Annotated in this window: 27 protein-coding genes; 11 read left to right on the top strand and 16 right to left on the bottom strand. The window is 73.9% G+C overall.

The window, feature by feature from the left end; genetic code table 11:
• The first annotated feature begins 43 nt into the window (after positions 1-43).
• Entirely contained in the window at positions 44-547 is a 504-nt protein-coding gene (locus ACIQFU_RS14425) for a hypothetical protein (RefSeq protein ID WP_402551470.1), read from the top strand.
• A 32-nt stretch (positions 548-579) separates the two neighbouring features.
• Here ACIQFU_RS14425 and ACIQFU_RS14420 read toward each other — a convergent pair whose 3' ends face one another.
• Complete coding sequence (locus tag ACIQFU_RS14420) at positions 580-1,131, bottom strand: hypothetical protein (protein WP_402551468.1); 552 nt, start codon at positions 1,129-1,131, stop codon at positions 580-582.
• A 123-nt stretch (positions 1,132-1,254) separates the two neighbouring features.
• Complete coding sequence (gene ung / locus ACIQFU_RS14415) at positions 1,255-1,938, bottom strand: uracil-DNA glycosylase (protein ID WP_402551466.1); 684 nt, start codon at positions 1,936-1,938, stop codon at positions 1,255-1,257.
• Positions 1,939-2,066: 128 nt separating this feature from the next.
• On the opposite strand from ung, the gene ACIQFU_RS14410 reads away from it, so the two are divergent.
• Positions 2,067-2,546 carry a nuclear transport factor 2 family protein gene (locus tag ACIQFU_RS14410; protein ID WP_402551464.1) on the top strand — a complete coding sequence of 160 codons (480 nt, stop codon included), beginning with the start codon at positions 2,067-2,069 and terminating at the stop codon, positions 2,544-2,546.
• Positions 2,547-2,611: 65 nt separating this feature from the next.
• On the opposite strand, the gene ACIQFU_RS14405 is transcribed toward ACIQFU_RS14410, so the two are convergent.
• The 3 genes from ACIQFU_RS14405 to fabG form a co-directional block, all read right to left on the bottom strand.
• Entirely contained in the window at positions 2,612-4,198 is a 1,587-nt protein-coding gene (locus tag ACIQFU_RS14405; RefSeq protein ID WP_402551462.1) for an ABC transporter substrate-binding protein, read from the bottom strand.
• A 209-nt stretch (positions 4,199-4,407) separates the two neighbouring features.
• Complete coding sequence (locus ACIQFU_RS14400; protein ID WP_402551461.1) at positions 4,408-5,169, bottom strand: SDR family oxidoreductase; 762 nt, start codon at positions 5,167-5,169, stop codon at positions 4,408-4,410.
• Positions 5,170-5,206: 37 nt separating this feature from the next.
• A complete protein-coding gene (gene fabG, locus ACIQFU_RS14395; RefSeq protein WP_402551459.1) occupies positions 5,207-5,968 on the bottom strand; it encodes a 3-oxoacyl-ACP reductase FabG in 762 nt (253 codons plus the stop codon).
• Between the two features lie 266 nt (positions 5,969-6,234).
• Here fabG and ACIQFU_RS14390 point away from each other — a divergent pair, with 266 nt between their 5' ends.
• Positions 6,235-7,014: a hypothetical protein gene (locus tag ACIQFU_RS14390; protein WP_402551457.1), complete on the top strand. Its 780-nt coding sequence runs from the start codon at positions 6,235-6,237 to the stop codon at positions 7,012-7,014.
• Positions 7,015-7,066: 52 nt separating this feature from the next.
• Here ACIQFU_RS14390 and ACIQFU_RS14385 read toward each other — a convergent pair whose 3' ends face one another.
• On the bottom strand, positions 7,067-7,450 hold the full coding sequence (locus tag ACIQFU_RS14385) for a DUF3037 domain-containing protein (RefSeq protein WP_402551455.1): 384 nt from the start codon (positions 7,448-7,450) through the stop codon (positions 7,067-7,069).
• A gap of 14 nt (positions 7,451-7,464) precedes the next feature.
• Entirely contained in the window at positions 7,465-8,211 is a 747-nt protein-coding gene (locus ACIQFU_RS14380) for a HipA family kinase (protein WP_402551453.1), read from the bottom strand.
• A gap of 193 nt (positions 8,212-8,404) precedes the next feature.
• On the opposite strand from ACIQFU_RS14380, the gene ACIQFU_RS14375 reads away from it, so the two are divergent.
• Complete coding sequence (locus ACIQFU_RS14375; RefSeq protein WP_402551452.1) at positions 8,405-8,902, top strand: Rieske (2Fe-2S) protein; 498 nt, start codon at positions 8,405-8,407, stop codon at positions 8,900-8,902.
• Positions 8,899-9,366, top strand: coding sequence for a pyridoxamine 5'-phosphate oxidase family protein (locus ACIQFU_RS14370; protein ID WP_328559299.1), 468 nt, complete (start codon positions 8,899-8,901; stop codon positions 9,364-9,366). Before ACIQFU_RS14375 ends, ACIQFU_RS14370 begins: the two co-directional genes overlap by 4 nt.
• 28 nt (positions 9,367-9,394) lie before the next feature.
• Here ACIQFU_RS14370 and ACIQFU_RS14365 read toward each other — a convergent pair whose 3' ends face one another.
• Complete coding sequence (locus tag ACIQFU_RS14365) at positions 9,395-10,306, bottom strand: LysR family transcriptional regulator (RefSeq protein ID WP_402551450.1); 912 nt, start codon at positions 10,304-10,306, stop codon at positions 9,395-9,397.
• Between the two features lie 74 nt (positions 10,307-10,380).
• On the opposite strand from ACIQFU_RS14365, the gene ACIQFU_RS14360 reads away from it, so the two are divergent.
• Complete coding sequence (locus tag ACIQFU_RS14360; RefSeq protein WP_402551448.1) at positions 10,381-11,370, top strand: DMT family transporter; 990 nt, start codon at positions 10,381-10,383, stop codon at positions 11,368-11,370.
• 13 nt (positions 11,371-11,383) lie between these two features.
• Here the strand turns inward: ACIQFU_RS14360 and ACIQFU_RS14355 are convergent, their stop codons facing one another.
• Positions 11,384-12,721 (bottom strand): aminotransferase class I/II-fold pyridoxal phosphate-dependent enzyme, encoded by a 1,338-nt coding sequence (locus ACIQFU_RS14355; protein ID WP_402551447.1) that lies wholly within the window; start codon positions 12,719-12,721, stop codon positions 11,384-11,386.
• Between the two features lie 35 nt (positions 12,722-12,756).
• Here ACIQFU_RS14355 and ACIQFU_RS14350 point away from each other — a divergent pair, with 35 nt between their 5' ends.
• Complete coding sequence (locus ACIQFU_RS14350) at positions 12,757-13,443, top strand: pyridoxamine 5'-phosphate oxidase family protein (protein WP_402551445.1); 687 nt, start codon at positions 12,757-12,759, stop codon at positions 13,441-13,443.
• Between the two features lie 55 nt (positions 13,444-13,498).
• Here ACIQFU_RS14350 and ACIQFU_RS14345 read toward each other — a convergent pair whose 3' ends face one another.
• The 3 genes from ACIQFU_RS14345 to ACIQFU_RS14335 form a co-directional block, all read right to left on the bottom strand.
• On the bottom strand, positions 13,499-14,452 hold the full coding sequence (locus ACIQFU_RS14345; RefSeq protein ID WP_402551443.1) for a DMT family transporter: 954 nt from the start codon (positions 14,450-14,452) through the stop codon (positions 13,499-13,501).
• A 186-nt stretch (positions 14,453-14,638) separates the two neighbouring features.
• Positions 14,639-15,643, bottom strand: a complete 1,005-nt coding sequence (locus ACIQFU_RS14340; RefSeq protein WP_402551441.1) for an EamA family transporter — start codon at positions 15,641-15,643, stop codon at positions 14,639-14,641.
• Positions 15,644-15,748: 105 nt separating this feature from the next.
• Complete coding sequence (locus tag ACIQFU_RS14335; protein ID WP_402551439.1) at positions 15,749-16,288, bottom strand: Clp protease N-terminal domain-containing protein; 540 nt, start codon at positions 16,286-16,288, stop codon at positions 15,749-15,751.
• 220 nt (positions 16,289-16,508) lie between these two features.
• On the opposite strand from ACIQFU_RS14335, the gene ACIQFU_RS14330 reads away from it, so the two are divergent.
• Positions 16,509-16,676, top strand: a complete 168-nt coding sequence (locus ACIQFU_RS14330) for a hypothetical protein (RefSeq protein WP_003977461.1) — start codon at positions 16,509-16,511, stop codon at positions 16,674-16,676.
• 89 nt (positions 16,677-16,765) lie between these two features.
• Here ACIQFU_RS14330 and ACIQFU_RS14325 read toward each other — a convergent pair whose 3' ends face one another.
• The 3 genes from ACIQFU_RS14325 to ACIQFU_RS14315 form a co-directional block, all read right to left on the bottom strand.
• Positions 16,766-17,425 carry a PadR family transcriptional regulator gene (locus tag ACIQFU_RS14325; RefSeq protein ID WP_402551437.1) on the bottom strand — a complete coding sequence of 220 codons (660 nt, stop codon included), beginning with the start codon at positions 17,423-17,425 and terminating at the stop codon, positions 16,766-16,768.
• A 93-nt stretch (positions 17,426-17,518) separates the two neighbouring features.
• On the bottom strand, positions 17,519-18,202 hold the full coding sequence (locus ACIQFU_RS14320) for an ABC transporter ATP-binding protein (RefSeq protein ID WP_402551435.1): 684 nt from the start codon (positions 18,200-18,202) through the stop codon (positions 17,519-17,521).
• Positions 18,199-19,287: an ABC transporter permease gene (locus ACIQFU_RS14315; RefSeq protein WP_402551433.1), complete on the bottom strand. Its 1,089-nt coding sequence runs from the start codon at positions 19,285-19,287 to the stop codon at positions 18,199-18,201. The genes ACIQFU_RS14320 and ACIQFU_RS14315 overlap by 4 nt, the downstream gene beginning before the upstream one ends.
• A gap of 171 nt (positions 19,288-19,458) precedes the next feature.
• On the opposite strand from ACIQFU_RS14315, the gene ACIQFU_RS14310 reads away from it, so the two are divergent.
• From ACIQFU_RS14310 to ACIQFU_RS14300, 3 genes are all read left to right on the top strand, one after another.
• Positions 19,459-20,673: a sensor histidine kinase gene (locus ACIQFU_RS14310; RefSeq protein ID WP_402551431.1), complete on the top strand. Its 1,215-nt coding sequence runs from the start codon at positions 19,459-19,461 to the stop codon at positions 20,671-20,673.
• Positions 20,670-21,305, top strand: coding sequence for a response regulator (locus ACIQFU_RS14305; protein ID WP_402551430.1), 636 nt, complete (start codon positions 20,670-20,672; stop codon positions 21,303-21,305). The genes ACIQFU_RS14310 and ACIQFU_RS14305 overlap by 4 nt, the downstream gene beginning before the upstream one ends.
• Before the next feature lie 94 nt (positions 21,306-21,399).
• Positions 21,400-22,209, top strand: coding sequence for a PhzF family phenazine biosynthesis protein (locus tag ACIQFU_RS14300; protein WP_402551429.1), 810 nt, complete (start codon positions 21,400-21,402; stop codon positions 22,207-22,209).
• A 28-nt stretch (positions 22,210-22,237) separates the two neighbouring features.
• Here the strand turns inward: ACIQFU_RS14300 and ACIQFU_RS14295 are convergent, their stop codons facing one another.
• Positions 22,238-23,065, bottom strand: coding sequence for a CPBP family intramembrane glutamic endopeptidase (locus tag ACIQFU_RS14295; protein WP_402551427.1), 828 nt, complete (start codon positions 23,063-23,065; stop codon positions 22,238-22,240).
• Positions 23,066-23,146: the final 81 nt, after the last annotated feature.

Genomic DNA, 23,146 nt, shown 5'->3' with positions numbered 1-23,146 from the left:
GTCCGGCGCCGCTTGAGGCACCGGAAGCAGCAGAGTGGCGCGGGTGCATCGAACGACGACCACCGCAACGCTCGTGCTGACCGTGGCTGTCTCGGCCGCGGCCGCCCTGACCGGCTGTACGACCGTCCGGGGCCCGGCCGAGGCCCACCCACCCGCGGCCGGCGCCCGCTCGTCCGCGCCGCGCCCGGACGGCCCGGCCGCGCCACGGGTCGTCCAGGCCCCGGCCCGGGAGGCGCTGGAGATGATCAGTCCCTCTCCCTCCCCTTCGCCGGAGCGCACCACCGCAGCACCACGCCGTACGGAGCCCCAGGCACCCCCGGCCGCGCCACGTGATCGGCCGGCCGACCCTGCCCCCGAACCGCGGTCCGCGCGCCCGGCGGCACCCGATCACACCCGCGCCCCCGCGTCGCCCCGGCCCGGGGTGCCCGACACGTCCCGCAGCGGCACCGGCGGGACGGCGGACGTATGCACCCTCGGCAAGCAGTACGGCGGCTGGCGGCCGGGCAGCCCCGAGGCACGCATCTGCGAACAGGCGTACGGCCGCTGAGGGCGGCCGTACGCCCGGGAAGCCGGCCTGCGTCACGGCCGCTGCCGCGGCGGTCGGCCCCACCCCTCGGGCCCGTCGGGCCGGTCGGGGCCGTCCGCGCGGGGTCCGGCGCCGTCCAGGCGCAGCTCCAGCCGGTCGATCGAGGCGCGTACGTCCTCTCCGTAGCGGCCGGGAGCGAGGGCCTCGGCCGCGGTGCGGGCGCGCCGCAGGTGCACACGGGCCGCCTCGTGGTGACCGAGCCGGTCGTAGTCCGCGGCCAGGTCCAGGTGGAGCGAGGGGTACAGGGCGCGGGCGGCGGGCGTGCCCTCGTGCCGGTCGGCGAGCCGGTCCTCCGTCAGCTCCTCGGCGGCCGCCAGCGCCCGCAGGTCCCAGGCCAGCTCCTCCGCCGGGTCGTCCTGGGTGTCGGCGAGGTAGTGGGCCAGCGTGCAGCGGTGCAGGGGGTCACCGCGCTCGCCGATCTCGGCCCACAGGGCGAGGTAGCGGTGCCGGGCCTCCTCGCGGTCGCCCGCGTGGTGCAGCATGGCGACCTGCCCGATCCGTGTCAGCACGGCGTCCGGCGCCGCCTGCTCCTGTCCCTTCGCCACCACGTCCTCCGTGCCCTCGTCGGCTGTCCCGACGACGCTAACCGCACGCTCCCGCTTTCCCCGTCAGGCGGCACCGGGCCGTGCGCGGGCCGGCCGGGCGACGGGCCGGCCCGGGCAACGGGATCAGCCCAGGTTGGGGATGGTCCAGTCGATCGGTTCGTGGCCCTGCCCGGCGACCGCCTCGTTGATCCGGGTGAAGGGGCGGGAGCCGAAGAACTTCTTCGCGGACAGCGGAGAGGGGTGGGCGCCCTTGACCACGACGTGCCGTTCCCCGTCGATCAGCGGCAGCTTCTTCTGGGCGTAGTTGCCCCACAGCACGAAGACCGCCGGGTCGCTCCGGCGGGCCACGGCGCGGATCACCGCGTCGGTGAACAGCTCCCAGCCACGGGCCTTGTGCGAGTTCGCCTCACCGGCGCGGACCGTGAGCACCGCGTTGAGCAGCAGGACGCCCTGCTTCGCCCACGGCATCAGATAGCCGTTGTCCGGGATCGGGGTGTCCAGCTCCGCGTGCATCTCCTTGTAGATGTTCCGCAGGGACGGCGGGACCTTCACGCCGGGCCGCACCGAGAAGCACAGGCCGTGTCCCTGGCCCTCGCCGTGGTACGGGTCCTGGCCGAGGACCAGGACCTTCACCCGGTCGAAGGGGGTGGCCTCCAGCGCGGCGAAGACCTCCTCGCGCGGCGGGTAGACGGGGCCGTTCGCCCGCTCCTCCTCGACGAACTGCATCAGCTCCTTGAAGTAGGGCTCTTGCAGTTCGCCGCCCAGCACCTCGCGCCAGGACTCGGGCAGCATGGCGATGTCGGTCACGTCAACTTCCTTACGCTGTGCGGTCGCTTCCACTTCTGTAGAACCTACCGGCGACCACTGACAACGGAGGCCGGCCGGCGCCCGAAAAGCGTTGTCCGGCGGTGGAGCGGCGCTGGTAGGAAGTGGGGATGACCGCTGACGCGATGAGCCCCATGGACCGCCTGCTCGCGGAGCGGGCCTGCGAACGCCTGATCGTCGACCTGGTCCGCCGTCTCGATCTCGGCGATCCCGCGTCGGCGGCCGACCTGTTCACCGCCGACGGGGTCTGGGAGTGGCCCCACGGCGACCGCCGTGTCGAGGGCCGGGAAGCGCTGCGGACGTACTTCGGCTCCCGGCCTGCGGACCGGCTGTCTCGCCGCGTGATGACGAACATCCTCGTCACCGTGGACTCCGCGACGACGGCGACCGCGACCTCCTACCTGGCGACCTACCGCGTCGACGGATACGTCGACGGGATGATTCCGCCGCGGCTGCCCGCGAACGTCGGCCACTACGAGGACACGTTCCGCAAGGTCGACGACGAGTGGCTGCTGGCCGCGCGGACCCTGTTCCTTCCCTTCGGCGGCGCGACGGAAAGGCTGTCCGCCCCGGCGCGCGGCGGCGCATGACGACGGACGGGCCGCGGGACAGCGCCAGTGCGGACGCCGTGCCGGCATCGGGTCCCGGCAGCCCGCTACCAGCTCGTCTTCCGTTGGAACTGCCACATCATCATGATCGTCGACGGGTCCAGGGACTGCTCCGCGCCCGAGATGTCCGTGCTGGCGGCGACGTACTGCTTGCCCTGCCACAGCGGGAGCAGCCGTGCGTCGTTCACCATGATCTGCTGCGCCCGCTCGAAGTCCCTCTCCACGTTGCCGCGGTCGCTCTCCCGGCGTGAGCGCGGCAGCAGTTCGCCGGTGATCTCCGGGGTGAGGTAGGGCGTACCGAGCGCGTTCTGCTTGCCGACGAAGGGGGCGATGAAGTTCTCCGCGTCGGGGAAGTCCGGGGACCAGCCGCGGCCGAACACCGGGTACTCGCCCTTCTGGTAGCCGGTGACGTACGTCTTCCAGGGGCGGCTCTTGAGCGTGACCTCGAACAGGCCCGAGGCGTCGAGCTGCCGCTTGATCTCCTTGAACTCCGTGCCCGTCTCGGAGCCGTAGCGGTCGGTGGTGTACCAGAGGGTGAGCGGGACCGGCTCGGTGATGTCGGCGTCCTCGAGGATCTCGCGGGCCTTGGGGACGCTGGGGTCGCCGTAGTCGTCGAAGAAGCCCGTGGTGTGACCGGTGAGGCCCTTGGGGACCATCGAGTACAGCGGGTCGACGGTGTCCTGGTAGATCTTGTGGGCGATCGCCACCCGGTCGATCACCTGGGCGACGGCCTGGCGCACTTCCTTGCGTCCCGCCCACGGGTCCTCGGGGTTGAAGACGAGATAGCTGATCTCCGTACCGCTGCCCTCGACCAGCTGGAGGTTCTCCTCCTTGCCCGCCTTGCCCTGGAGCGTGATGACGTCATCGGCGGCCAGACCGCGGTAGGTCACCTGGATGTCGCCGCCGCGCAGCGCCTCCACCATGCCGGCGGAGTCCTTGAAGTAGCGGACGGTCACCGCCTTGTTGTGCCGTTCGGCGAAACCCTTGTAGCGGTCGTTGCGGACGAGTTCGGCCCGCGCACCGTCCTCGTACGACTGGAGCGTGTACGGGCCGGATCCCACGACCCCGCTGCCTTCGCGCAGGGCGTCCGCGGGGTAGTCGTCGGGGTCGACGATCGACATGGCGGGGGTGGCGAGCACGAACGGGAAGGTGGCGTCGGGCTTGTTGAGGTGGAAGACCACCTCGCGCTCGCTCGGTGCCTGGACCCGGTCGAGGCTGCCGAGCAGGCCGGCCGGGCCTCCGTTGACGTTGATGTCCTTGATCCGGTCGATCGAGTACTTGACGGCCTGGGCGTCGAGGGCGTCACCGTTGGAGAAGGTCAGGCCCTCGCGCAGCCGACAGCGGTACACCTGGTTCGTGGTGTCCGTGAACGAGCACTGCTCGGCGGCGTCGGGCTGGGGCGCGGTGGCACCGCTGGGGTAACTGAGCAGCGTCTGGTAGATGTTCCGGAACAACTCCCAGGAGCCGTCCCAGGAAGCGGCCGGATCGAGGGTGCTGGGGGCGCTGGTCGTCCCGACGACGATCGGCTCCTCGTCCTGCGAATCGTCGGACGACAGCATGCCGCATCCGGTGACCAGTGACGATATGGACACGATGGCCGCGACCCGCCGCAGGCCCCGCTTCCGGTTGAACACGCGCACGCTCCTCGATCCGCCGTACCAAGGGTCGGCAGACCTTACCGCAGCGCCACGTCACCTGAACCCCCTTCTGAACAGGGGTTTTGATCATTCTGCGATGACTACGTTGTCATCGTGCACGGGGTTCCGATACGCGGACACGGGCGCCGCTTTCGTCAACGGCGCCCGTGTCGGGGGGCGGTCCTGCGGGGTCCCGGTGGGCGAGATCAGGCCACGCCGGCGTTGAGGAAGATGCCGCCGTCGACGACGAGCGTCTGGCCGGTGACCCAGGCGGACTGCTCCGAGGTGAGGAAGGCGGCGGCGCCCCCGATGTCGGAGGGCACGCCGAGCCGGCCCAGCGGGTAGCCGGAGGCGGCCTCCTCCTCGCGGCCCTCGTACAGGGCGGCGGCGAACTTGGTCTTCACGACCGCCGGGGCGATCGCGTTGACCCGCACCCCGGGCGCGAACTCGTGCGCCAGCTGCGCGGTGAGGTTGATCAGCGCGGCCTTGCTGACGCCGTACGCGGCGATGAAGGGCGAGGGCGAGAGGCCCGCGACCGAGGCGATGTTGACGATCGCGCCGCCGTTGTCCTTCTGCCAGGCGTGCCAGGTGCGCTGGGCGAAGCCGAGCGCCGAGATCACGTTGGTCTCGAAGACCTTGCGCGCGACGTTCAGGTCCATGTCGGCGATCGGCCCGAACACCGGGTTGGTGCCGGCGTTGTTGACCAGGTAGTCGACGCGTCCGAAGGTCTCCATCACCCGCTCGACGGCGACGGCCTGGTGGGCCTCGTCGTGCGCCTTGCCGGCGACGCCGACGACCCGGTCGGCGCCGAGCCTCTCGACGGCTTCCTTCAGGGCGTCCTCGTTGCGGCCGGTGATGCAGACCCGGTCGCCGCGCGCGACCAGCGCCTCGGCGACGCCGTAGCCGATGCCGCGGCTGGCGCCCGTGACGAGCGCGACCTTGCCGGAGAGTGCGGGCAGTTCAGTCATGTCAGTGTTCCCCAACCGTTCCTGGTCTCCGTGTTCCCTAGTCGAGCGGCCCGCCGGCCACGTACAGCACCTGGCCGGAGACGAAGCCGGCCGCCTCGCCGGTGAAGAAGGCGATGGCGTTGGCGATGTCGTCGGGCTCGCCGACGCGCGCGACCGGGATCTGGGTGGCCGCGGCGGCCTTGAAGTCCTCGAAGCCCATGCCGACGCGGTCGGCGGTGGCCTTGGTCATCTCGGTGGCGATGAAGCCGGGGGCGACGGCGTTGGCGGTGACGCCGAACTTGCCCAGCTCCTTGGCGAGGGTCTTGGTGAAGCCCTGGAGACCGGCCTTGGCGGCGGAGTAGTTGACCTGCCCGCGGTTGCCGAGCGCGGAGGAGGAGGACAGGTTGACGATGCGGCCGAACTTGGCGTCCACCATGTGCTTCTGGCAGGCCTTGGACATCAGGAAGGCGCCGCGCAGGTGCACGTTCATGACGGTGTCCCAGTCGGAGACGCTCATCTTGAACAGCAGGTTGTCGCGCAGCACGCCCGCGTTGTTGACGAGGATCGTCGGCGCGCCCAGCTCCTCGGCGATCCGCGCGACGGCAGCCTCGACCTGCGCCTCGTCGGACACGTCGCAGCCGATCGCGAGCGCCCTGCCGCCGGCCGCGGTGATCTTCTCCACGGTGTCCTTGCAGGCGGCCTCGTCGAGGTCGATGACGGCGACGGCACGGCCCTCGGCGGCCAGTCGTACGGCGGTGGCGGCACCGATGCCGCGCGCGGCTCCGGTGACTACGGCGACCCGCTGCTCAGTGGTGGACATTCGCTGCTTCTCCTCGTCCTGGGGATGCGGCCCGTGCGGAGCGTGCGCCCTCGGGTGAGCGACCGCTTAGTACCTTCCGCAGACGTGACGCTAGAAGCCCTGGCACCCGGTGTCAACGGGACACCGGGCCGGTGTGATCCATTACCCGGCCCTCCCGGCGCGCCACCGCACCCGGTCCCCCGATCGGCCCAGCGCTGCGGGCCGCCCGGCCGCCGGGCCCATAGCGTCGAAGCGCGAACCCACCCGTGGCCGGAAAGGAGGCGTCCATGCGCCGTCGTACCGGTGCAGCAGGCATAGCCGTCGCGATCGCCGCGATCGTGCCGCTGGCCGACCCCGCACCCGCCCAGGACCTCGACTCGGACCTGGCACAGGACTGCCGGAGCTTCACCTACCAGGAAGCGCTGCCGATCGGGCTGGACGAGGATCCGGGCAACCCGGACCCGTCGTGCCCGGGCGCGCTGTACGAGGATCCGTCCGCCGACGCCCCGCTGGACGGGGGCGGGTCCGACGACGGCCGGCTCGACGGGGGCTGGGTCGGCAACGGGCAAGGGGACGAGGGGCTGCCCGACGGCAGCGGACCGGGCCAGGCCCGACCGGACGAGAACCGCCCTGGCGGGGGCGGCTTCGACGGAGCCGGTCTCGACCCCGCCCGGCCCGGAGACGGCCGCGTCGACGAGGGGCGGCCCGACCAGGACCGGCCCGGGACGTCGCACTCCGGCCAGGGCTCTTTCGGCCAGGACGGAATCCGTGAGATCCGCGAGGCGGACGGCGGCGCGGGCGGCGGCGCGGCGCATCCGCGGGAGCAGGACCCGACGATCTCCGCCACCTCCCTGCCGCGTCCGGCCACGACGGCACCGGCCCCGGCCGTCACCACGCCGGCGCCCGTGGCCTCCCCCGCCGTGACGCCGACGCTCGGCACCCAGGGCGGCCTGGGCGGCGCTTCGGGCACCGGGCCCAGCGACTGGGACATCGGCATCGGCCTGAGCTTCGTCACCGGCGCCGCGCTCGCGACGGGCTACGTGATCCGGCGCCGCCGGCGCGCCTGAGCCGCGGCCCGGACCCGCGCGGGTCCGACCGCCGGGGCCGGTCTCCTCGCCCCTACCGCACCAGCAGGTCGAGCAGCCGTTCCGTCTCGGCGGCCGGGTCGGCCGTGAGGCCGGTGTGGACGGGGCCGGGCTGGACGACGGTCGAGCGGGGCGCGACGAGCCAGCGGAACCGGCGGCCGGGGTCGTCCCCGGCCGCCTGGCCGGCCGCGTCCCCTCCGGCGCACACGCCCTCCACCGCGCGCAGCGCCGCCCGCACGCCGGGCAGGTCCACCCGCGGGTCCAGGGCCAGCAGCCGGCCCTCGTCGAGGTGGGTAAGGGCACCGACGTAGGACCTGGCCCGGCAGTAGACGAGCACGCCGGCGTTGACGCGCTCCCCGCGCTCGACGCGCGGCACGACGCGCAGCAGCGCGTACTCGAAGACGTGGCGGTCGCTCACCGCTCCCCCTTGGCTCACTTGACGCGTTCGTGGATCGTGGCGGCCCGCGCGAGCAGCGGCGCGGCGTAGGCCCTGCGGAGGTCTTCGGGGGTGGCGAAGCCGGGTTCGTCCCGCAGCCAGACGTCCGGGATCTCGGCGGTGACCTCGGCGAGGAGTTCCTCGGTGACCAGCGGTGCGAGCGCGGCGGCGGCCGCGCGGACGTCCGGCGCGAAGCGGGCGAGGGCGTGGTCGGCGGCGTCGTAGGGGCGGGCGGCGGAGGCCTCGGCGCCGGGCCAGTTGTGGTGCCAGATCATGGTGGCGCCGTGGTCGATGAGCCACGTCTCGCCGTGCAGGCGCAGCAGGTTGGGGTTGCGCCAGGAGCGGTCGACGTTGTTGACCAGCGCGTCGAACCAGACGATCCGTCCGGCCTCCTCGGCGCTCACCTCGAAGGCGAGCGGGTCGAAACCGAGCGCGCCGGAGAGGAAGTCCATGCCGAGGTTGGTGCCGCCGCTGGACTTGAGCAGTTCCTGCACCTGCTGGTCCGGCTCGCCGAGCCCGAGCACCGGATCGAGGTCGACCGTGACCAGCCGCGGCACCCGGAACCCGAGCCGGCGGGCGAGTTCGCCGCAGACCACCTCGGCGACGAGCGTCTTGCGGCCCTGTCCCGCGCCGGTGAACTTCAGGACGTAGGTCCCGAGGTCGTCGCCCTCGACGAGCCCCGGCAGCGAGCCGCCCTCACGCAACGGCGTGATGTAGCGGGTCGCGATGACTTCCTTGAGCATCGCCCCAGGTTACCGGCGCGATGCGGGGGCGCCGCACCCGGCGGGGGCGCGGCCGACAGCGAATCGACAGCCGTGTTTTACGTCCGCCCGACCGCCGGCCCGAAAGCATCTCGGCACGGTCTGAACAGCACGTGCCACGGGGCCGTACCTCTCGGCAGATCATCACGCGTCCACCCCGGAAGGGAACCCCAGCATGACCAGCGCATCGTTTCATCCCGCAGCGGGACCGGCCCGTCGCACCGTCGTGGCCGCGGCCGGAGCGGCAGGGCTCGGCGCCGTGCTGGCCGCCTGCTCCGGCTCGGACGACGACGCTTCGGCCGACAACGGCACCGCCCCCTCCGGCTCCGCCTCCCAGGAGGCGGGCAGCAGCGGTTCGGGCGGCGGCGAGAACGCGGGGACGGGGCCGGCGCTCGCGGCGACCGCCGACATCCCGGAGGGCGGCGGGAAGGTCTTCCCCGACCAGAAGGTGGTGGTCACCCAGCCCGCGGCGGGCGAGTTCAAGGCGTTCTCCGCCACCTGCACCCATCAGGGCTGCGCGGTGAAGAGCGTGTCCGACGGGGTCATCAACTGCCCCTGCCACAACAGCAACTTCTCGATCACCGACGGCAGTGTGCAGGGCGGTCCCGCGCCCCAGCCGCTGCCCGCCGTGCAGATCACGGTCAGCGGGGACTCGATCCGGCTGGCCGGATGACCGTGACGCAGCGCCGGGGGCGCCGGATCATGATGACCCCCGGCGAACTGGAGGCGTTCCTCACCACTCAGCGCACCTGCCGGGTCGCCACCGTCTCGGCCGACGGAGCCCCGCACGTGAGCACGCTCTGGTTCGTGTGGGACGGCTCGTCGATGTGGCTGTACTCGGTCGTGCGCAGCAGGCGCTGGACGGATCTGCGGCGCGATCCGCGGGTGGCGATCGTCGTCGACACGGGCGAGGAGTACGACGAGTTGCGGGGCGCGGAGCTGTCCGGCCGGGTGGAGTTCGTGGGCGAGGCCCCGCGCACCGGCGAGCTGTGCGCCGAACTCGACTTCCCGGAGACGCTGTTCGCCCGCAAGAACTTCGGTCTGCAGGAGATGCCGCACGACGGCCGGCACGCCTGGCTGCGGCTGACGCCGGAGAAGGTCGTCTCCTGGGACTTCCGCAAGCTGGCTTCCGCCTAGGCGGGCGCGCGGGGTCGCCGGGTCCGGCTCAGCCGGCCCGGCCCACCTCCCCCGCCGTCGCCCGCAACGCGTGCACCGCCGCCCGGATCGAGGGGCGGCGGTCGGCGTCGGCGCGCCAGACGACGTACACGTGCCGGCGCACCCGCTGCTTCAGCGGCACGGTGACGACCTCGGCGGGCATCGGGTGGCGTCCGAGCAGCGGTGCGATGCACACACCGAGCCCCGCGGCGACCAGCCCGAGCTGGGTGTGGGTCTCGGCGGCGCGGTGGCCGACGATCGGCTCGATGCCCTTCGACCGCAGCGTGAACATCAGCCACTCGTGACAGAACTCGCCCTCGCCCCAGGTGATCCACTCGTCCTCGGCGAACTCGGCGAGGTCCACCTCGTCCCGGCCCGCGAGCCGGTGGCCGACCGGCAGGGCGACGTCGGCGGGGTCGTCGAGCAGGGGCGCCTTGACCAGCCCGTCGGGCAGCGGCATCGGCTTGTTGTACCAGTCGAGTACGACGGCCAGGTCCAGGTCGCCGCGCACCACGCCGCCGATGCCGCGCTCCGGCTCCAGCTCCGAGGAGCGCAGGCGAAGCGCGGGATGCTCGGCGCGCAGGGCGGCCAGCGCGGCGGGGAAGAGTCCGCGGGCGGCCGTGGGGAACGCCGACAGCCTCAGCTCGCCGGCCACCTGTCCGCGCTGCGCCTCCAGGTCGGCCTGGGCCAGCTCGACCTGGGAGAGGATGCGGGCCGCGTGCTCGGCGAGCAGCCGGCCGGCGTCCGTGAGGCGGACGCCGCGCCCGTTCTTGGCGAGTAGCTGCTGACCGGCCTCGCGCTCCAGCTTGGCCAGTTGCTGGGAGACGGCCGAGGTGGTGATGTGCAGGCCGGCGGCGGCGCCGCTGACCGATCCGTGCCGGGCGAGGGCGTCCAGGGTCCGCAGGCGCTCCAGGTTCAACATGTAAGCAATACTACGAGATACTGCGTGCGAAATCTCGATTGTGCTACGAGGACGGCTGCCGCATCGTTGCCGGTATGAGCAGCGTCCCGGTCTCCCCCGCGTCCGTCCCCTCCGCACCCCGCCACGTTCTCGACTGGCGGCTGCGCTTCGGACTCCTCTCCCTCGTGTGGGGGTTCAGCTTCCTCTTCATGAAGGTGGGCACCGAGAGCTTCGCGCCGTTCCAGGTGACGCTCGGGCGGCTGGCGTTCGGTACGGCGGTGGTCGCGGCGGCGATGGCGGTGAAGCGGGAGCGGCTCCCGCGCGGGGCGTGGACGTGGGTGCACCTGGCGGTCGCCGGGTTCCTCCTCAACGCGCTGCCGTTCTCCCTGTTCGCCTTCTCGGAGCTGACGATCCCGTCGTCGCTCGCGGGCATCTGCAACGCGACCTCGCCGCTGTGGGGCATGGCCCTGTCGCTGGTCGCGCTGTCCGAGGACCGGCCCACGCGGCGCCGGGTGGCCGGACTCGGCATCGGCTTCCTCGGCGTCCTGACGGTGCTGGGCGTCTGGCAGGGCTTCCACGGCCTCGACGTCACGGGCACGGCGCTGGCCCTGCTGGCCTCGCTGAGCTACCCGGTCGGCTGGATCTACGTGCGCCGCACCCTGGCCGGCTCCAGCCACTCCCACCTCTCCCTGACGGGCGCCCAGCTGGGCCTGGCCACGCTGCAGCTGGCCGTGGTGACGCCGCTGTTCACGTCGGTCCCGGCCGCCTTCCCGGTGCTCCCGCTGCTGGCGGTCGCGGCCCTCGGCGTCCTGGGCACGGGGCTCGCCTTCCTGATCCAGTACGACCTGGTCGCCGAGGTCGGCCCGACGACGGCCCAGATGGTCACCTACTTCACCCCGGTCATCGCCACGGCCGCGGGCGTCGCGCTCCTCGGCGAGTCGCTGTCCTGGTCGACGCCCGTCGGCGCGGTGATCGTCCTCGCCGGTGCCGCACTGACCCGGTCCCGGCCCGGGACCGGCAACCGGGGCAAGGCCGTGCCCGCGCCGCGGGCACCGTCACCGGTGCGCCGGGAGTCGCGGGTCTGAGGGTGGGGACGACTCAGACGTAGCTCCGCGGCGGCCCGGCCCCCGGCCCCACCGCCGCCGCGACCGCCGCCGCCAACGCCCCGAGGTCGTCCTCGCCCAGCGCCGAGACGGTGATCCTGATGCCGGGCGGGGCGCCCAGGCGGAAGCGTGCACCGGGGGCCACGGCCCAGCCGGCGTGCAGGAGCCGGGCGACGGCGCCGGTCTCGTCCGGCACCGGGACCCACACGTTCATTCCGCTGCGCCCGTATCCGGTGACCCCGTGCTCCGCGAGGGCGCCGAGGAGCGCGTCCCGGCGTCGCCCGTACACCCCCGCCACCGCGCGGGCGTCCACCGTGCCGTCCGTCCACAGCCGGGCCACGGCCCGCTGGGTGATGCGGCTGACCCAGCCGGGGCCGAGCCGCTGCCGCCCCCGGACCCGGTCGAGCGTGACGGGGTCGCCGGTGAGCACGGCGAGCCGCAGGTCGGGGCCGCAGGCCTTGGCGGCCGAGCGGACGAGGGCCCAGCTGCGGGTCGTACCGGCGAGGGGGTGCAGCGGCAGGTCGACGATGCCGTGGCCGTGGTCGTCCTCGATGAGCAGCGTCCCGGGGTGGTCGCGCAGCACCGACCGCAGGGCACGCGCGCGTGCCGCGCCCACCGCCGCGCCGGTCGGGTTCTGCGCGCGGTCGGTGACCACCAGTGCGCGGGCGCCGGCCGCGAGGACCCGGCGCACGTCCTCGGGCAGCGGCCCCTGGTCGTCGACTCCGACGGCGACCGTGCGCAGGCCGAGCGCGGGCACCAGGTCGAGGAGGCTGCCCCAGCCCGGGTCCTCGACGGCGACGGCGTCGCCGGGCTTGAGATGGGCCGCGAGGACCCGCTCCATCGCGTCCAGCGAGCCGGAGGTCACCGCCAGGGGCCCGTCCGGCACGCCGTCGGCGTCCAGCCCGGCGCGGGTGACGCGGGCCAGCTCCGGGTCCACGGGCTCGTGCCCGTACAGCACCGGTTCGCGGTCGCCCTGCTCCGCCGCCGCCGCGAACACCGGGCCGAGGGCGGGCAGGAGCGCCGGGTCCGGATTGCCGTCGGACACGTCGCGCACACCCTCGGGCACCTCGACGCGGATGAACTCGCGTCCGGTGGTGGCCGGCTTCGCGCGCACCCGGCTGCCCCGCCGCCCGGCCGTCTCGATGACCCCGCGCTCGCGCAGGGTGCGGTAGGCGGCGGCGACGGTGTTCGGGTTCACCCCGAGGTGCTGTGCCAACTCCCGCATCGGCGGCAGGGGCTGCCCCGGTTCCAGCTCTCCCGAGCCCACCGCGCGCTCCACGCTCGCGGAAATCTCCGCAGCACCCCGCCCGGTGATCCGATACTCTCCTAGCACAAAGACTATTATGCACTAGTGCAATGGAGGACGCCATGCAGGAGACCACGGAGACGCCGGCGCAGCCCACCGGCACCTATCCGCCCACCGACCGCACCGTCCCCACCCGCTCCCCCGAGCGGGCCGCCTACGACAAGGAACTGGTGCACTCGATACTCGACGAGGGCTACGTGTGCCACCTCGGTTTCGTACGCGACGGCGCCCCGGTGGTCCTGCCGACCCTGTACGGCCGGGTCGGCGAGCGGCTCTACGTGCACGGCTCGACGGGCTCGCGCCCGCTGCGGATGACGGGCGCCGCCGACCCGGGTCTGCCGGTGTGCCTGACGGTGACGCACGTGGACGCGCTGGTGCTGGCCCGCGCCGCCTTCCACCACTCGGTCAACTACCGGTCGGTGGTGGTGCACGGCACGGCGTACGAGGTGACGGACCCGGACGAGCGGCGCACGGCTCTGGACGCCCTGGTCGACCACGTCGTCCCGGGCCGCTCCCGCGACTCGCGGCCGGCCAACAAGAAGGAGCTGGCCGCCACCTCCGTGATCCGCCTCGATCTGACCGAGGTCTCCGCCAAGCTCCGCACCGGCGGGGTGAACGACGAACCGGAGGACCTCGCCCTCCCGCACTGGGCCGGTCTCCTCCCGTTGCGCAAGGGGTACGAGGCCCCCGTCGCCGACCCGGCCCTGGCGTCCGGCACGGCGCTGCCCGACTACCTGTCGGCCCGGTGAGACCGGCCTGGGTGTGAGCCGGGGCCAGGGGAGGTGGCCCCACGGGCCCCCGCCGTCACGCCGGCGTCGCTCGCGTCTCCCTCATCGCCCGCGCCGCCCGCGTCTCCGCCACCGCGAGTCCCGCGACCGAGCCGAGCATCAGCAGCGTGCCGGCCAGGGTCGCCGCCGTGAGGTGCTCGCCGAGCAGCAGGACGGCGAACGCCGCCGCGCTGAACGGCTCCAGGAGCATGACCACCGAGACGGTCGCGGACCGGACGACGGCCGCGCCGGCGAAGTAGAGCCCGTAGGCGAGAGCGGTCGGGACGGCCGCGACGTACGCCAGCAGCCACAGGAGCCGGACCGGCTCCGCGGTGTGCGGCACCAGGCCCTCGGCCAGGGCGAGCGGCAGCAGGCACAGGCTCGTGACGGCGAACGCCCCGACGGACGTGTCGGCGCCGTCCGCCCCGCCGCCCCTCCCCCACCAGCGGGTGAGCAGCGTCATCACCGAGTACCCGGCGGCGGACAGCAGCGCGAGGAGCACGCCCGGCAGGCGGACGGTCGTACTCCCGCCGCCGAGGACGAGCACCGCGAGCCCGGCGAGAGCGCCGACGACGGCCGCGGCGCCGCCCGGCCCCAGGTGTTCCCCGAGGGCCAGTCGCGCGCCGAGTGCGATCAGTACGGGCCCGGCGCCGAGGGTGACGACCGTGGCCACGGCCAGCCCGGTGGACTGGACGGCGGCGAAGTAGGCGGTCTGGAACACCGCGAGCCCGAGACCGGTGACGACGGCCCGAAGCGCCTTGCGGGCCAAGGGTTCGCGGACGGCCGGGCGCACCCGCGGACGCAGCGGACGGGCGGCGAGCAGCAGGACGAGTCCCGCCGCGCAGCGCCAGAACGACAGGGCGACGGGACCCATGTCGCTGGCGCGGTAGACCAGTGAGGCGGCGGCACCGGCGGTGCCCCAGGCGACACCGGCGACGACGAGATACAGGAGGCCTCGCCCGACGGGCAGGCCGGAGACGGCATTCGACACGAGTTCTCTCCGCAGACGCGCACGGGGCGCGGAAGTTCGAGGCGCCCGGAATCACCGGGGCGCGGGGACTCTCGTCTGCGGGCAGCACCACCCGGCCCGGCGACAGCGCGCCGGGCTCGTCACAGGGGCCCGCCTCAGGCGGCCGGAGGCGGGAGGACGCGTGCGTCGGAATGCATGACCGGCACCTTAGGTCGCCGTTCCGCGGCTCGACAACTCCCTTTCGGGGCCGCCCCCGGCGACCGGGGCCGCCGAGCCCTTGGCCGGGGTCGACGACTGGGCGATGAGGGCGCCGGCCAGTACCACGACGCCCCCGACGATCTGCGGGGCGGAGAGGTGCTCGCCGAGCAGCACCCAGGCCAGGACGGTCGCGATGACCGCTTCGAGGCAGGCCACGACTCCGGCGACCTGCGGTGACAGCCGGCGCACGGCGACGATGCCGGTGACGTAGGCGAGCACGGTGGCGATGAGCACGATCCAGGCCAGCAGCAGGTACGCGGCGACGGGTGCGCCGTCCATGGGGGCGGTGCCGCCCAGGACGGACCAGTCCATCGACCAGGGCCGGGCGACGACCGTGAGCACCGCCGCCCCGACGAGCAGGCCGTAGGCGATGACCCCGAGCGGGTCGGGCGCCTCCTCGCCCGCGTCGCTGCCCTGGTCGGACAGGACGAAGTAGCCGACCTGGCAGCAGGCGGCGCCCAGCGCGAGCAGCAGTCCGAGGGCGTCGAAGCCGAGCCCGGCCCAGACCTCGACGACGCAGGCGAGCCCGCCGACCGCCAGGACCACGCCGAGCGCGGCGGCCCGCGTGACCGGCCGTCGCTGCACGAACCGCACCCAGCCGAGGACCAGGGCGGGGGCCAGGTACTCGACGAGCAGCGCGACGCCCACGGGGATGCGCGAGATGGCGGCGAAGTAGCAGGCCTGCACACCGGCCACGGCGAGCAGTCCGTACCCGGCGACCAGTGCGGGCCTGCGGCGCGGCAGCGCACGGTGGCGCACGGCGAGCGGCAGCATCACCAGGGCCGCGCCGGCCACGCGCAGCCAGACCACGTGGAGGGGATCGAGTCCGGCCTCGATCAGCGGTTTGGCCGCGACTCCGGAGCCTCCGAAGGCGACCGCCGAGGCGAGTGCCAGGCCGAGCCCGGTGCCCTTGCCGCGATTGCCGCGGGCGCTGTCAGACGTATGCACCGGCACATGATGACAGGGGTCGACATGACCGTCATCCCCGTTGACACCTGTCTCACCGGCTGGACGGGCGGCGTGACTCCCGCCGGGCACGAGCGGGAGCGCGGGACGGGCTCAGGACGTCGGCTCGAAGTGGCTCGCCACCCGGGCGAGCACGGCGTGCGGTTCGACGGCGGCACGGGCCAGCACCTCGGCGGCGCGGGTGCGCGGGTCCGCGACCAGGGCGGCGAGCAGGTCCACGCCCCCCGTCCGGGCCGCCCCGCGCCGGGCCGCCCGTGCGCAGGCGTCCTCCATGGCCGCCGCGGCCGGCGCGGAGAACCCGGCGACGCCGGTCACGACGGGTACGGCACCGGAGTCCTCGACGGTGCTCTGCCAGCGCAGGCCGTAGCCGATGCTGCGCTGCACGAGGTAACCGAGGACGCGGGCGCCCCGCGGCCCGTCCCCGAGAAGCGCACGGGCCTCGGCGTCGCACTCCAGCAGCGAGTGCAGCAGGTGGGCCGTGTCGACCTGCCGGTCTCCGTCCCGCACCGCCCGGCGGCGGGCACCGGAGACCGCCGAGGCCAGTTCCGCGCTGAACCGGTCGTCGAGGTCGGTGCCGTCCGGCCACCGGCCGCCTTGCTCGCCGGCGGACTGCCGGGGGATACGGGGTTGCACGTATCCCAGCTCACCAGTCCCTCGGGGCCCGGTCATCCCCGGGGGGAAGCATTTCGCCGTCCCACACAGAGTGGACCCGCCCGGACGGAATCTCCTCCTTGCGGATGAGATCAGGCCGTTGCGGCCGACCGGGCGCGCGCCGCCTTGCCAAGCGCCCCCCGGGGCAACCGAAACCCGTCCTCGTGGGTCGAACAGGGGCATGAGGAGCAGGTGCTGGCTGGTGGCGCTGCCTGCCGTCGACGGCAGGCAGTACGTGTACCGGGTGGACGCCCCGGCGGAGGCGCTGCTCGCCGACCTGTTCTGGGAGGCGTGGCACTGCCACGACGAGAGCGCCTTCCCGCGCGCGTGGGACGTCTTCGACGCGGCGGTGATACGGCGCGTGGACTGAGCGCCCTCTCGGACACTCCGCCGCACGCGCCGTCGCACGCGAAGGGGCCCCGCGGATCCTCTCCGCGGGGCCCCTCGTTCCGGCCGGTGTCAGTCCTCGTCGGCGAGGATCAGGTACAGCTTCTTGCGAGCGTCGCCGATGACGGCGAGCGCCTTCTCCCGCTGCTCCTTGCTGCCGGTCTTCCAGACCTGGCCGAAGGCCTCCATCAGCCCGAACCCGGCCTGCCGGATGTCGTTGAGAGCCTCCCAGTCGACGCCCCGCGAGGCCTCCTCCCAGGGCGCCTCCGGCCCTTCCTCGGCCGCGGTGCGGCCCGCCTCGGTGAGCGCGAAGAGCTTCTTGCCGCCCTCGCTCTCGCTGGCGATCAGCCCCTCGTCCTCCAGCAGCTGGAGGGTGGGGTACACCGAACCGGGACTGGGCTTCCACGCCCCGCCGCTGCGCTCGGCGATCTCCTGGATCATCTCGTAGCCGTGCATCGGCCGGTCCTTCAGGAGGGCCAGGATCGACGCCCGTACGTCGCCCCGCCGCGCCCTCCCCCTGGGCCCGCCTCGCCCTCGGCCGCCCCAGGGGCCCCCGTGACCGAAGCCCGGCCCGAAGGGGCCGCCGGGACCTCCGGGGCCACCCGGCCCGAAGGGGCCGAACGCGGCACGCCGGCCGTCGAAGGCGCCTCGGCCGAAAGGTCCGAAGGGGCCGCCCTCCCCGCGGCCGGGGCCGTGCCCACCGTGTCCACGCTCGTATCCGTGGTTGTGCATCGCCATCACTCCATTCAGTTGTTGATCTGTCGCGATGCCTCAACGATATATCGGAAGGTATCGCACGGCAAGCCCCTTCCCGAGACCGGCCCGTCAGGGGGCGGACACCGACAGGCGCAGGCGGCCGTCGTGGACCTCGGCGACCCGGTCGACGGCCGTGAGGTGGGTGCGGTCGTGGGTGACCAGAACGGTGGCGCTCGCCTGCTGGTGGGTGAGGCGGGTGATCAGGTCGATGACGGCGGCGCCGCGTTCGTGGTCGAGGGCGCTGGTGGGTTCGTCGACCAGGAGGACGGTCGGGTCGTTCATCAGGGCGCGCGCGAGGGCGACGCGCTGGCGCTGGCCGCCGGAGAGCTGGTGGGGACGGCGGCCCGCCTGTCCGGCCAGCCCGACCGCGTCGAGGAGCTCCATCGCCCGGCTCCGGGCGGAACGGGGCTTGCGGCCGTCGATCTGTGCCATGACCTGCAGCTGCTCGGCGGCGGTGAGGGAGGGCAGCAGGTTGGGCTGCTGGAAGACGATGCCGATCCTTTCGCGGCGCAGGGCGGTCAGCTCTCCGCGGCTCAGACCGGTGGTGGGGACGCCGTCGACGGTGACGGTCCCGGCGTCGGGGGTGATGAGGGTGGCGGCGACGGCCAGCAGGCTGGACTTGCCGGATCCGGAGGGACCGACCACGGCGGTCAGGCAGCCCCTCGGGACGTCCAGGCCGACCCGGTCGAGCGCGGTCAGGCGGTCCTCGCCGTCGGCGTAGGTGAGGGTGACGTCGGTCAGGTTCAGGCTCATCGGGCGCTCCCCAGGGCGGTCAGCGGGTCGACGGAGGTGATCCGGCGGATGGACAGGGCGGCTCCGAGGGCGCCGAGGACGACGATCACGGCGGCCGGGAGGAGGACGGTGGCGGGAGTCAGGAGGAACGGCACGGCCGAGCCCGCGACGAGCGCTCCCAGGGCGGCGGCGACGCCGGTGCCGATGAGGGTGCCGCCGGCCAGCAGGACGACGGCCTGGCCGAGGGCGTCCCCGAGGAGGCCTGCCGTGGAGGCGCCGAGCGCCTTGAGGACGGCGACGTCCCCGCTGCGCTGGATGGTCCACACGGTGAAAAAGGCGCCGATGACGAGGGCGGAGATGGCGAACAGGAAGCCGCGCATCAGCTGCAGCGAGCCGTTCTCGGAGGCGTAGGAGCCGATGGCGGACAGCGAGTCGTCCTTGGAGAGCGTCCTGGTGCCCGCCGCCTTGTCGGTGGCCGCCACATCGGCGCCGCCGTCGGTGTTCAGGGCGATCACGGTCGCGGCCGGCCCGTCGCTCCCGGCGGCGGGGGGTGCGGTCTTCCGCCAGACCTCGAGGCTGGTCCACACGACCGGGGTGTGGCTGAAGAAGGCGTCGCCCCGGACGGCGGCCACGGTCAGCCGCTGACCGGCCAGGGCCAAGGTGTCGCCCGCCTCGGTGCCGAGGTCGTCGGCGGCCGTCCTGGACAGCACCACCGATCGCCCGTCCAGCCTGCCGCTGTCCGGCGCGAGGCGGGAGCCCGGCCGGACACCGAAGGCGGACACCCCGGTGCTGCGGTCCCCGGCGGTCGCCTTGGTGGTGGTGATTCCCAGCGGTTCGGCGCTGGTGACTCCGGGCGCCTCGGCCCACCGCCGCCACTGCCGCTCGGTGACCGAGGAGTCCGAGTACGACGGGTCCCGTCCGCCGCCGGGCGCCTGGAAGGCGATCCGGTCCGAGGGCAGGCCGGTGACGGCGGAGATGTTCTGCTGCCCCAGTCCCGCCGTGAGTCCGGACAGCAGCCCCACCAGCAGGGTGATCAGCACGATGACGGTCCCCATCAGGGCGAAGCGCCCCTTGGCGAACTTGAGGTCTCTCCAGGCGACGAACACGGTCCCGGCCTGTCCTTTCCGGCGGTGGTATCGGTACGACCCCACCGTCGCCACCGGCCCCCCTCGCACGCGTCCGGCGCAGGACGGCACTTCACGGGCCGGAAGGCGGCGCCCGGGTTGCAACTTTCGATGGAGGCCCCCGGGGCCGGCCTTTCGTAGCCTGGACACACTGTGAACGCCTCCTCCCCCGCCCTGACCCCGACCACCCGGGCCCTGGCCTGGTGCCTGCACCTGCTGGTCGTCGGTCTGCTCGCCCTGGTCGCCGCCCGCGCCGTGACGGACGGCCGGCCCCACTCCGGGCCGATCGTCGCCGTCGCGGTGCTGTGCGGCCTGGTGTACGCGGCCGGGCCCGTCCTGCCCGGGGTCCGTCTCGTCCGGCGGGCCGCCGCCTGGTGGCTGGCCGCCGTGGGGGCCGTGTGGCTGGTGCTGTTGACGCTCTCCCCCGAGGCCGTGTGGGTGGCCTTCCCGCTGTACTTCCTCCAGCTCCACCTGCTCTCGCGCCGGGCCGGCCCGGCCGCCGTGACCGTCACGGCCGTGGCGGCCGTCGCCGGGTACGCCGCCCACACCGGCTCCTTCGGCCCGGCCATGGTGATCGGTCCAGCGCTCGGTGCCGCCGTCGCCGTCGCGGTGGTGTGGGGCTACCAGGCCCTGTACCGCGAGAGCGAGCGGCGCAGGCGGCTGATCGAGGAACTGACCGCCACCCGCGCCGACCTCGCCAGGGCCCAGCACACCGCCGGCGTGCTCGCCGAGCGCGAGCGGCTGGCCCGCGAGATCCACGACACCCTCGCCCAGGGGCTGTCCAGCATCCAGCTGCTGCTGCGGGCCGCCGAGCGCGCCCTGCCCGAGCGTCCGGGGACCGCCGCCGGCCACGTCGTGGCGGCCCGGCAGGCCGCTGTGGACAACCTCGCCGAGGCGCGCCGTTTCGTCGCCGCCCTGACACCGCCCGCCCTGGAGGACACGACCCTGGCCGGCGCCCTGGAACGCCTGTGCGCCACGACCTCCGCCCGGCACCGGGTCACCGCCCGCTTCCACCTCACCGGCGTCCCGGTCCCGCTGCCGACCGCCCACGAGGTCGCCCTGCTGCGCATCGCCCAGTCGGCCCTGGCCAACACGGTCCGCCACGCCGACGCCGCCAAGGCCGAGGTCACCCTCAGCCACCTGGGCGACCACGTCGCCCTGGACGTCGTCGACGACGGCACCGGTTTCGACCCGGACGAGCTGCCTCCCGCCGACCCCGAGGCGGGCGGCTTCGGCCTGGCCGCCATGCGGGCCCGGCTGGACGCCCTCGGCGGCACCCTGACCATCGAGACCGCGCCGGGCCAAGGCACCGCCCTGGCCGCCCGGCTGCCCCTCGCCCCGCCCACCGAACCCGAGGCCCACCCGTGACCGAGACCCCCATCCGCCTGCTGCTGGCCGACGACCACCCCGTGGTACGGGCCGGTCTGCGCGCCGTGCTGGAGACCGAGCCGGGCCTCGTGGTGGTGGCCGAGGCGGCCACCGCGGAGGAGGCCGTCGCCCGCGCCGCGCACGGCGACGTCGACGTCGTGCTGATGGACCTGCAGTTCGGCAGGGGCATGAACGGCGCCGAGGCCACCGCCGCCATCGCCGCCCGCCCCGGGGCCCCGCGCGTCCTGGTCGTCACGACGTACGACTCCGACGCCGACACCCTGCCCGCCATCGAGGCCGGCGCCACCGGCTACCTCCTCAAGGACGCGCCGCCCGAGGACCTGGCCGAGGCCGTGCGCACCGCCGCCGCCGGCCGCACCGCCCTCGCGCCCGCCGTCGCCGACCGGCTCATGAACCGGCTGCGCACCCCCCTCACCACTCTGACCCGCCGGGAGACCGAGGTCCTGGCCCTGGTGGCCGACGGTCTGTCCAACCAGGCCGTCGGGCAGCGGCTGCATCTCACCGAGGGCACCGTGAAGTCCCATCTGGCCCGCATCTACGCCAAGCTCGACGTGGACTCGCGCACCGCCGCCGTGGCCACCGCGACGTCCCTCGGCCTGATCCGCCGCTGACCGGCCACGAGCGCGGGCCGAGGCCCCGAAAAGCGGTCCAGCACTCCGGGATTGGCCTTGGCCCGCGGCTTCTGACGACGTCTAGCGTCGGGGCATGCGCATTCGAATCGTCGACGCCTTCACCGACCGGCCCTTCGCCGGCAACCCCGCCGGGGTCGTGCTCCTCGACGCCTTCCCCGACGACGACCGGCTCCAGCGGATCGCCCTGGAGGTGAACCACTCCGAGACGGCGTTCGCCCACCGGCTGCCCCCGGGCGGCGAGGCCGACTGGGCGCTGCGCTGGTTCACGCCGGCCACCGAGGTGGCGATGTGCGGCCACGCCACGCTCGCCACGGCCCACGTCCTGCACACCACCGGCGCCCACGAGGGACCGGTGCGGTTCGCCACCCGCAGCGGCGTCCTGATCGCGACCTCCGGCGAGGACGGCTCGATCACCCTCGACTTCCCGACGGCGCCGCTCACACCTGCCGAAGCACCGGCGGGCGTCGCCGAAGCCCTGGGCGCGGAGCCCCGCACCGTGGTGGACACCGGGGCGAACACCGGCGACCTCCTGATCGAGGTCGCCGACGAGAAGACGGTCCGCGGCCTGGCGCCGGACCTCAAGGCGCTGGCCGCCTACTCCGAGCGCGGCGTCATCGCCACGGCCCGCGCCCAGGACCCCGCCCGCGGCTACGACTACGTCTCCCGCTGCTTCTTCCCCAACGTCGGCATCGACGAGGACCCGGTCACCGGCAGCGCCCACACGGCCCTCGCGCCCTTCTGGTCCGAGCGTCTCGGCCGCCCCGACCTCACCGGGCTCCAGGCGTCGTCCCGCTCCGGCCGGGTGCGCACGGAACTGCGCGGCGGGCGCACGCTGCTGAGCGGACACGCGGTGACGGTGATCGACGGCGAGCTGCTGGCCTGACCCCCGCGGGGGCGCGGGGTCCGCACGGTCACGCAGTCGGCAGCCAGTCCACCTTCCCGGCGAGCAGGCCGTAGCCGACGAAGGCCCCGATGTCGAGCAGCGAGTGCGCCACCACGAGCGGACCCACGCGCCCCCAACGGCGGTACAGGCAGACGAACACGGCGCCCATCACCATGTTGCCGACGAACCCGCCGATCCCCTGGTAGAGGTGGTACGAACCGCGCAGTACCGAACTGGCCGCCAGCGAGGCACCCGCACCCCAGCCGAGCTGGTCGAGCCGGCGCAGCAGGTAGCCGACGACGACGACCTCCTCCAGGACGGAGTTCTGCACCGCCGAGAGGATCAGGACGGGGTACTTCCACCACACCTCGGGCAGCGCCTCGGGCACCACGGTGAGGTTGAAGCCGAGGCCGCGGGCGGCGAGGTAGAAGGCGATGCCGGTGCTGCCGATGACGGCGGCCACGGCGGCCCCGCGGCCCAGGTCGGGCCAGGGGCGGGTGCGGTCGAAGCCGAGGGTGCGCAGACTGCGCCCCTCACGCAGCAGGAAGTGCGCGACGAGGGCTACCGGGACGAGGGCCGTGGTGATGCCGAAGAGCTGCCAGGCCAGGTCGAGCCAGGGACGGCCGGGCGCCGCGGAGGCGTTGAGGGTGGCCGCCTGGTCCTTGAGCCCGCCGGGTCGGGTGACCGAGCCGATGAAGCTGATGAGGGCGGACACGCCGCTCGCGCCGAGCGAGAGCGCCAGGACGAGCAGCGTCTCGTCCCGCAGGATCCGCCGCGTGAGCCGCTCCTCGGTCAGTGACCGCTCGTCGAGTCGCTTCTGGGGGAACGCATCGTCCACCGGGCCCGCCTCCGCCATGCACACCTGCCTCCAGCTGGGACGTCACAGCTTGCCCGATCAGTATGGGGCGGCGCGCGGCGGGGGGGGGCGGGCCCGGCC

This window comes from Streptomyces sp. NPDC093065 (assembly GCF_044754585.1).
Classification (GTDB): Bacteria; Actinomycetota; Actinomycetes; order Streptomycetales; family Streptomycetaceae; genus Streptomyces.
The sequence above is the reverse complement of the archived record's forward strand: the minus strand, read 5'-3'. Positions and strand labels throughout refer to the sequence as shown.